Annotated in this window: 8 protein-coding genes; 5 read left to right on the top strand and 3 right to left on the bottom strand. The window is 53.8% G+C overall.

Annotated elements, in window-relative coordinates; all coding sequences use genetic code 11:
* Positions 1-153: 153 nt before the first annotated feature.
* Genes CAFE_RS19065 through copZ form a run of 3 tightly spaced genes read left to right on the top strand, consistent with a single transcriptional unit; the run spans position 154 to position 2,982 of the window.
* Positions 154-297 carry an LDCC motif putative metal-binding protein gene (locus CAFE_RS19065; RefSeq protein WP_156991448.1) on the top strand — a complete coding sequence of 48 codons (144 nt, stop codon included), beginning with the start codon at positions 154-156 and terminating at the stop codon, positions 295-297.
* Positions 298-322: 25 nt separating this feature from the next.
* Positions 323-2,755 (top strand): heavy metal translocating P-type ATPase, encoded by a 2,433-nt coding sequence (locus CAFE_RS19060; protein ID WP_066644140.1) that lies wholly within the window; start codon positions 323-325, stop codon positions 2,753-2,755.
* A gap of 14 nt (positions 2,756-2,769) precedes the next feature.
* Complete coding sequence (gene copZ, locus CAFE_RS19055; protein WP_156991447.1) at positions 2,770-2,982, top strand: copper chaperone CopZ; 213 nt, start codon at positions 2,770-2,772, stop codon at positions 2,980-2,982.
* Positions 2,983-3,184: 202 nt separating this feature from the next.
* Here the strand turns inward: copZ and CAFE_RS19050 are convergent, their stop codons facing one another.
* The 3 genes from CAFE_RS19050 to CAFE_RS19040 all read right to left on the bottom strand — a co-directional run bounded on the left by CAFE_RS19050 (position 3,185) and on the right by CAFE_RS19040 (position 5,081).
* A complete protein-coding gene (locus CAFE_RS19050; protein ID WP_156991446.1) occupies positions 3,185-3,736 on the bottom strand; it encodes a DUF1062 domain-containing protein in 552 nt (183 codons plus the stop codon).
* Positions 3,737-4,161: 425 nt separating this feature from the next.
* Complete coding sequence (locus tag CAFE_RS19045; RefSeq protein WP_066644143.1) at positions 4,162-4,689, bottom strand: hypothetical protein; 528 nt, start codon at positions 4,687-4,689, stop codon at positions 4,162-4,164.
* Positions 4,686-5,081: a DUF4430 domain-containing protein gene (locus CAFE_RS19040; RefSeq protein WP_066644144.1), complete on the bottom strand. Its 396-nt coding sequence runs from the start codon at positions 5,079-5,081 to the stop codon at positions 4,686-4,688. Before CAFE_RS19040 ends, CAFE_RS19045 begins: the two co-directional genes overlap by 4 nt.
* A 498-nt stretch (positions 5,082-5,579) precedes the next feature.
* On the opposite strand from CAFE_RS19040, the gene CAFE_RS20545 reads away from it, so the two are divergent.
* Together CAFE_RS20545 and CAFE_RS19030 are read left to right on the top strand one after the other, a co-directional pair.
* On the top strand, positions 5,580-6,242 hold the full coding sequence (locus CAFE_RS20545) for a vitamin B12 dependent-methionine synthase activation domain-containing protein (RefSeq protein ID WP_066644146.1): 663 nt from the start codon (positions 5,580-5,582) through the stop codon (positions 6,240-6,242).
* Positions 6,226-8,595, top strand: a complete 2,370-nt coding sequence (locus tag CAFE_RS19030; RefSeq protein ID WP_156991445.1) for a homocysteine S-methyltransferase family protein — start codon at positions 6,226-6,228, stop codon at positions 8,593-8,595. The genes CAFE_RS20545 and CAFE_RS19030 overlap by 17 nt, the downstream gene beginning before the upstream one ends.
* The last annotated feature ends 32 nt before the right edge of the window (positions 8,596-8,627 follow it).

Below are 8,627 nucleotides of genomic sequence, written 5' to 3'. Positions count from 1 at the left end.
GGACAGCAAATCTGGTATGATTTTGTCATGAGGACTCGTCTCCTTTCGGGAGTACATTGTTTTGTGTCAAAACCATTGTACCAGAAGGGCTGACGAGTCCTCAACTTTCATTTAACTTTACAATACGTGGTTTTGTCTAGGGAGCAAATTGTTATGATGCTTTGGAATAAAATAAAAAAATCAATCAATCGGTCTTTGGAAAAGATGGCAAAGGAAAATAAAAAGGAATTCGGCGACGGCATTCCCGATTGCTGCAAGATGAACCGGCAGGGCGGAAATAAACCGGGGAATCGGTAATTCCTATGCAGAAGGGAAGATACTTATGGTCAGAAAGGAAACAATAAAGATTTCAGGCATGTCCTGCGCGGCTTGCGCGACAAGAATCGAAAAAGGGCTGCGCAGGGTGGACGGGGTAAAGTCCGCAAACGTCAATCTTGCAATGGAACGAGCTACCGTGGAATACGACGACGGCGAGGTCGACCCGGAAAGGCTGGACGGAACGGTTGAAAAGCTGGGATATTCCGTCATCCGCGATCCGGAGCGGCAGTCGGGTAAAACCGTCCTCAATATTACCGGAATGTCCTGCGCGGCATGCTCCGCCAGAATTGAAAAAAAGCTGAGCAGAATGGAAGGCGTTAAAAATGCCGGCGTGAACCTGACGACGGAAAAAGCGACGGTGGAATTTGATCCGGACGCCGTGAAAATATCGGACCTGGTCGGCGCGGTCGAATCCCTTGGGTACGGCGCGGAGCAGGCGGAAGAGGTTTCTAAGGACCACGAGCGAGAAGCCAGGGAAAAAGAAGTAAACAGTTTGAAATATTCCCTGATTGCATCCGTTATTCTGAGCTCGCCTCTGCTGTTGGCCATGATTTTTTCCATGACCGGACTGCATGCGCCGCTGTTACAAAATCAGTACTTTCAATTAATTGTTGCCACGCCGGTTCAGTTTGTGATCGGATTCCGGTATTACCGCAACGCCTATTACGCGCTTCGTTCCGGAAGTGCCAACATGGATGTGCTGATCGCCATGGGTACTTCCGCCGCGTATTTCTTCAGCCTTTATAACGTTTTCTTTGAGGCCCCGGCTGCAAACGGCCATAAAGACCTCTATTTTGAGGCAGCGGCCGTCGTGATCACCCTGATCCTTTTGGGCAAATATTTTGAAGCCGTTGCAAAAGGGAAAACGTCGGAAGCAATTAAAAAGCTGATGGGGCTGCAGGCAAAAACCGCCCGGGTAATCCGGGACGGAAAAGAGGCGGATATTCCGGTCGAAGAAGTCAGAATCGGGGAACGCATCATTGTCAGGCCCGGCGAACGGATTCCCGTCGACGGGAAAATCGTGGAGGGTTCTTCCTCCATTGACGAGTCCATGCTTACGGGCGAGAGCATTCCGGTGGAAAAGAAGCCGGGCGATCTCTGCATCGGCGCGACCGTCAACAAATACGGAACCTTTACGTTTGAAGCGTCCCTCATCGGCAGGGATACGGTTCTTGCCCAAATCGTCAAGATGGTGGAGGATGCGCAGGGTTCCAAGGCGCCTATTCAGAAAATTGCCGATCGTGTTTCCGGCGTTTTTGTTCCAACCGTCATCGGGATTGCCGTCGTGACGTTCCTCGCATGGTTTTTATCGACCGGCGACCTGAACCAGTCTATTGTCAGCGCGGTTTCGGTTCTGGTCATCGCCTGTCCGTGTTCGCTGGGGCTTGCGACTCCCACGGCGATCATGGTCGGCACAGGCCTTGGGGCGGAAAACGGGATTCTCATCAAGGGCGGAGAGCATCTGGAAACGGCGTACCGCCTGAACGCCGTTGTCATGGACAAGACCGGGACTATCACCAAAGGCAAGCCTGAGGTCACCGATCTGGTTGTACTCGGAGATTTAGATAAAACGGAGCTTTTAAAGCTTGCGGCTTCAGCGGAAAAGCGTTCGGAACATCCGCTTGGCGTATCTATTTATGAGTACGGCAGAGATCATTCGGAATCCGTGGCGGATCCCTCTCAGTTTGAAACGATTCCGGGCCGCGGCGTCCGGGCCGTTGTGGAAGGGAAGAGTGTCCTTCTGGGCACGCGAAAATTATTGGATGAAAACGGAATTGATGCTTCCGGTGTCGCGTCCGTTCTGGAAAAGCTGGAGAATGAGGGGAAGACAGCCATGCTGATGACGGTTGACCGTCAGGCGGAAGCTGTATTTGCGGTTGCGGATACGCTGAAAGAGCATTCCGCGGAGGCAATTCGAGAACTTCAGGAGATGGGCGTCGACGTTTACATGATCACGGGAGACAACCGCAGAACTGCCGGTGCCATCGCAAAACAGGTCGGTATCGGGCACGTCCTTGCGGAAGTCTTGCCGGAACACAAGGCGGAAGAGGTAGAAAAGCTCAAGAAGTCCGGAAAAGTGGTTGCCATGGTCGGGGACGGCATCAACGACGCTCCCGCGCTTGCCACGGCGGATATCGGCATGGCGGTCGGCACCGGGACGGACGTCGCGATGGAGGCCGCGGATATTACCCTGATGCGCGGCGATCTGCGCACCATTTCTGCTGCGATCCGTCTTTCCAGACGGACGATGCGCAAAATCCGGCAAAATCTGTTCTGGGCATTTTTCTATAATGCCATCGGAATTCCGTTTGCCGCTTTCGGATTTTTAAATCCGATGATCGCCGGCGCGGCGATGGCTTTCAGCTCCGTGTCGGTCGTCACCAACTCGCTGAGTCTGAAACGGTTTCGGCCGATGGAACGGTCCGTCAAAAATTAAAGGAGGAATTCAAAATGTCAAAAGCTGAATTGGTTCTTAATGTCAATGGAATGTCCTGCAGTCACTGTGAGCACGCCGTCAAGACGGCGGTGGGTGCTCTGGACGGCGTGGAAAGCGTCGCCGTGGATTTACGGGGGAAGAAAGTTACGACTCAATACGACCCCGCAAAGGTCAATCCGGATCAGATTCGCAATGCGATCGAGGATCAGGGATACGACGTAGTCTGAAAAGGGACATCATCTATTCTTGTCAGCCCCGAAAGAGGTACTTGAAAAGTCGGCCGGCGAACCGGCTTTTCAGACTGACCTCAGGGGCTGTTTTTATGCGATGATCTCTTTGCGGCTGAATCCGATCGACGGCAGCTTTGGCGGGCGTCGAGCCAAAAATGAAAGGCGCGGGATGAAAATTCACCCCGCGCCTTTCTTATGCCTATCGGATTTCGATCAGAATTTTGCCCGCAAGCTTGCACTTTTTCAGGTTTTGCCCCGATGTGCAGCGGATTCTTCCGCTTTCACACAGCTGATCGAATTGGCTTCTGGAAACTGCGAGTTTTCCCCGGATGGCTGTTGCCGCTTTAGATTCGGCGGGCCATTCGGCAGTCAGCTCGATGTCAACCGGCTCGGTGAAATCAACCGTATCGCCAAGAATTTCAATTTCCGGAATTCCCGGCTCGGCACCGTTCCTTTTGAGCAGCGCCGTGTCCGTCGCCCAGCGCATTGCCAGGTCTTCGTCATTTGAGTGAAACCCCTGAAGTAAATCCGGCGCCGGCGCGTGAGGATTAACGCGGGACATGATCGTACAGTTCCATGTTGTGTCGCAGTTTTGGCACTTGAAAATCAGCCAGACGTCCAGCGCTTTCTGTTGAGCATTCACCCGAAAAAGGCCGCTGGAGACAAAGACGGTCTTGACGCCGCAATGCTTGCAGTACCTAACCGCTGCCGGCGTGCTGAGATAACGCGCCGTCCATTTTACTTTTTTCAAATTTAATTTTCCTTCCTGTAATGAGCGCTTTCATCAGGAAGGAGCAAAAAGGCGGACTGTAAACATAGAGATTTCTCATGAGTTTTCCTCCTGCAAACAAGAAAAAACCGCGTCAAGGCACAGATACCCTGACGCGGTTTTCGGTTTTTCAAAATTACAGCCAGTAACGGCTTTGAATCCAAACCAAGAATCCGGCAATATCCATTAACCCTTAAAATTGCCTAACACAAACAAGCCGCGCAACACGCAGCAAGTTTTACAAGGCATATTTCTTTGATTAACGGATTGTAGACATCGGTAAGCTCCCATCGGTTTGGATTCCGAATACCAGTATAGAGCCGGAAAGATTGAACGTCAACTGTTTTCTGGATAATTTCCCGGTTCTCTTGCTGAAAATGTACTCCGGCGGCGGTCGCCGTGTTTCCTTATATTTTCCAGATTCCGCTTTTCAAACGGTCCAGCCTGTCCGCCAGCGGCCGGAATAAAAATAACGCGGTGATAAAATTTGACGCGCCGTGAGCCAGGTCGAACGGGATTCCGCTGATCAGATAGGTCAGCGCATAGACCGGCCCGAACAAAACCAGTTTGATCCCGCCGGAGGGCAGGTCGAACAGCAGGCCGAACAGGCCGAGCAGGACGGCGGCGCGCAGTTCCCCGGAACCCTTTTTAAGAAAAACGCGCGTCAGGACCGTCAGCAGCGGCCAGTTGATGTAGTAGAGGACGATCCAGTCGCCCGCCCCGTAATATGCGCTTTCCAGGACGGTAATGCTGGTGAAAACCAACGCGGCGGCAATGCCTCTGCCGAACCCCGCTACCACGGTGAAAACGGCAAGGAGAAGCGAAACAAGTTCGACGCCAATGACGGGGGCAAGCACCAGCTTGACCCCAAAAGTCAGCGCGGCCCATACACCGATCAGCGCAATGTCCCGAATCGCGGGCGTACCCTGCTTCATAAGGACGTTAAGGTGAAAGTGTAAATTTTTCCGTTTTCCAGCGGCAGCTGGGAAACTCCCACCGTCGCGTCGGTTCCGTCCACTTTAAGATGAAAGTATTCTTTTGCGGGGTCGGCTTTGACTCCAAGCATTCCGGAGATAAATTTGCCGTATTGACTGTCCTCCATTTCGGCCTGCAAATCACTCTTTTTATCGTCCAGAAGTTCTGAAACGTAGGATCTGTCCGTCTTGTACTGAAAGGTGCGGTCAATATTTTTTGACGGGATCACTACTTCGATTTTTACCGACTTTTGTCCGCCCTGCGCTTTCGGCGCGAGAAAAGTCAGATAGCCCACAAAAATCAGGGCGCATACGGCAAGTACCGCGGCTGAAATTCCAATTTTCTTTTTCATACCAACTCTCCTTGATGGATCAAGCAGTTTTTCCGTAGAAGGCAATTCTTTGCGCTCTGTCAATTATAAACGGACGAAAGCGCAAAAGCAAGAAAAGAACTTTTCACAGGGAAGCATTGACTTGAAACACCGGGTCGGTTATAATAAAGAAAATTCAATCGTACAAAACGCGATGACAAAGAAAGTAAATCACCCGGAACGTCATACAGAGAGCATTCCACGGCAATAGCCGGGCTGTAAGGAAGCTGGCGCGGGTAAGATTGAACATCACTTTTGAGCGGCGCACCGAGACGGATTCCGTTTAGGCTGCGACGGGGGTTCCCGTTAACGAAACAGGGTATGCGGGCAAGTGCTGCGCGGTTGTACCCGATAAGGCCCGGTGCTTAAGGCGCGGGTGAACGGAAGTGGTACCACGGGATTACAGTCTCGTCTTCTTTTAGGAGAAGACGGGATTTTTGTTTATTTGACGAAAAGCAAATTGGAAGGGAAGGGCGTTTTGTGGGGAAGGAAGAAAAAGAAGCGCTTCGCTACCTTGGCTACCGGGGAAGTCCCGCAGGGGAAGAAGTTCGCCGCAAAATTTGGTACTGCCTTGACGAGTTGACGAAAACATGTCCCGGCAGAAGCATTTGCCGCCGCTTTCCCGTTGCTTTTTCGGACGGTTCCGTTACGGTCGGGCGGCTGGAAATCAAAAGCCGTGATTTGAGCAGGCATCTGGCCGGATGCACGGAAGCGTATTTGTTTGCCGCGACGCTTGGGCCGCAGGCCGACCTCCTGCTGGAGCGATATTCGAAAACGGATATGAGCCTTGCGGCAGTGTTTCAGGCCGCGGCCGCCGCAAGAATGGAGAGCTACTGCGACCGGCAGCAGGAAATTCTGGCGGAGGCGGCGGCGGGACAGGACCTGCATCTTCGGCCGCGGTACAGTCCGGGCTACGGGGACTTTTCCATCCGCCACCAGCGGGGCATTCTGCAGATCCTTGATTCTACGAAACGGATCGGGTTGTCCATGACGGAAAGCTTTCTGCTGGTACCAACCAAGTCGGTGACGGCGGTCATTGGGATAACGGCGGACAAAACAAGCTGCCATATCGGCAAGTGCATGGAATGCGGCGCACAAAACTGCCCGTTCAGAACGGAGGGAACAAATGAATCTGAAACATGATCTGGGACGGCGCATGATTTTTTTCGACGGAGGCATGGGCACGCTTCTTCAGGCAAACGGTTTGGGGGCCGGGGAACTGCCGGAACTATGGAATCTTGAAAAGCCGGATTTGATCGAAGACATTCACAGGCAGTATGCTGAGGCCGGAGCGGATATTTTAAAAACAAACACCTTCGGCGCGAACCGAATCAAGCTGCGCGGCAGCGGGCATGGGGTGGAAGAAATCGTCTCCGCGGCGGTAAGACTGGCAAAAGCGGCGGCAGAAAAAACAGGCGCGCTGGTCGCTATGGATATCGGGCCTACGGGGAAACTGATGAAACCGATCGGAGACCTTGCGTTTGAAGAGGCCGTATCGGTTTTTGCGCAGACCGCCGCCGCCGGAGAAAAAGCGGGCGCAGACCTGATCCTGATCGAAACAATGGGAGATACGCTGGAATGCAAGGCGGCGGCTCTCGCGGCGAAAGAAAACACGTCTCTGCCCGTTTTCGCTACCATGATCGTCGACGAAACCGGACGCCTGCTGACCGGCGGGGATATTCCGGCGTTTGTCGCGTTGCTGGAGGGACTCGGCGTTGACGCGCTGGGTTTGAACTGCGGATTCGGGCCAGACCAGATGAAGAGGCTTCTTCCTCGGCTTTTGGAATGCTGCTCGGTTCCTGTCGTTGTGAACCCGAACGCCGGACTGCCCCGTGTCGTGGATGGAGAAAATGTGTATGACGTCACCCCGGAGGAATTTGCCGCCGATGTGAAAGAAATTGCGGAAAGCGGAGCCTGGGTCGTCGGCGGGTGCTGCGGCACGACTCCGGAATATATCCGCGCGGTGACAAAACAGTGCGCGCGGGTCGTACCGAAGCCGGTTGCGAAAAAGGAGATTACGGTTGTAACCTCTTATTCCCGCACGGTGATGTTCGGGAAGCGGCCCGTGCTGATCGGAGAAAGAATCAACCCGACCGGCAAAAAACGGCTGAAACAGGCGCTTCGGGAAAACGATATGGATTATTTGCTTCGGGAAGCCGTTACCCAGCAGGAGAACGGAGCCCAGGTGCTGGACGTGAACGTCGGCCTGCCGGAGCTGGATGAAACGGCGGTGCTCAGCCGCACGGTTCGGGAAATTCAGGGCGTCACCGACCTGCCGCTTCAAATCGATACCTCCAGTCCGCAGGCAATGGAAGCAGCCATGCGGGTTTATAACGGAAAACCGTTGGTGAATTCGGTCAACGGCAAGGAGGAATCCATGAGGGCGATTTTTCCGCTGGTCAGGAAATACGGCGGCGTGGTCATTGCCCTGACGCTGGATGAGAGCGGAATCCCTGAAACGGCGGAGGGCAGGTTCCGGATTGCCGAAAAAATCCTTTCCACCGCCCGGAAATACGGGTTGGAGAAAAAAGACCTGGTGTTTGACCCGCTTGCCATGACCATCAGCGCCGGGCAGCAGAACGCCGCGGTTACGCTCGAGGCCCTTCGGCTGATTCGGGACCGCCTTGGGGCGCATACTTCGCTGGGCGTCTCCAACATTTCCTTCGGGCTGCCCGGGCGGGAACGAATCAACGCGGCGTTTTTTGTCATGGCGATGCAGAACGGCCTTGGCGCCGCGATCCTCAATCCGGGTTCTGCGGCAATGATGGACGCGTATCGCTCGTTTTGCGCACTCAGCGGGGCGGACGACCGCTGTATGGAGTATATCGGACGGTATTCTCAGCAGGAGGAGATAAAACCCGCAGCCCCGGCCGGCGGAGAGGTTGCGCTGAGCGACGCGATTCTTCGCGGCTTGAAAGAAAGCGCGGGTTCCGCGGCGTCCCGGCTTTTAGCGTCGAGGGAGCCGCTTGAAATCATCAATACCGAAATGATTCCGGCCCTCGACCGGGTCGGAAAGGATTTCGAAAAAGGAACCCTGTTTCTTCCGCAGCTGTTAATGAGCGCGGAAGCCGCCAAATCCGCGTTCGAGGTTCTGAGGGCAAAAATGAGTGAGAGCGGTCAGACGGAGAAAAAGGGGAAAATCATTCTGGCCACGGTAAAGGGCGATATTCACGACATCGGCAAAAATATTGTGAAGGTGCTGCTCGAAAATTACGGATTCGACGTACTTGACCTTGGACGAGACGTCGCTCCCGAAACAATTGTGGAAACAGCGGTCGCTCAGAAGGTGCGCCTGGTTGGCTTAAGCGCACTGATGACCACCACGGTTGTCAATATGGAGGAAACGATCCGTCAGCTGCGAACAGCCGTTCCCGATTGCAGGGTAATGGTCGGCGGCGCCGTTCTGACGCAGGAATACGCGGAACACATTCACGCGGATTTTTATTCGCCGGACGCGATGGGTTCCGTCCGATATGCACAGAGAGTATTTTCATAACGTGTATTTTCAGGCAGGCGGCGAGAAATCGC

Source organism: Caproicibacter fermentans, from assembly GCF_009746625.1.
GTDB lineage: Bacteria > Bacillota > Clostridia > Oscillospirales > Acutalibacteraceae > Caproicibacter > Caproicibacter fermentans.
Note: the sequence above shows the minus strand (reverse complement) of the source record. Positions and strands in the feature narration are given on the sequence as shown.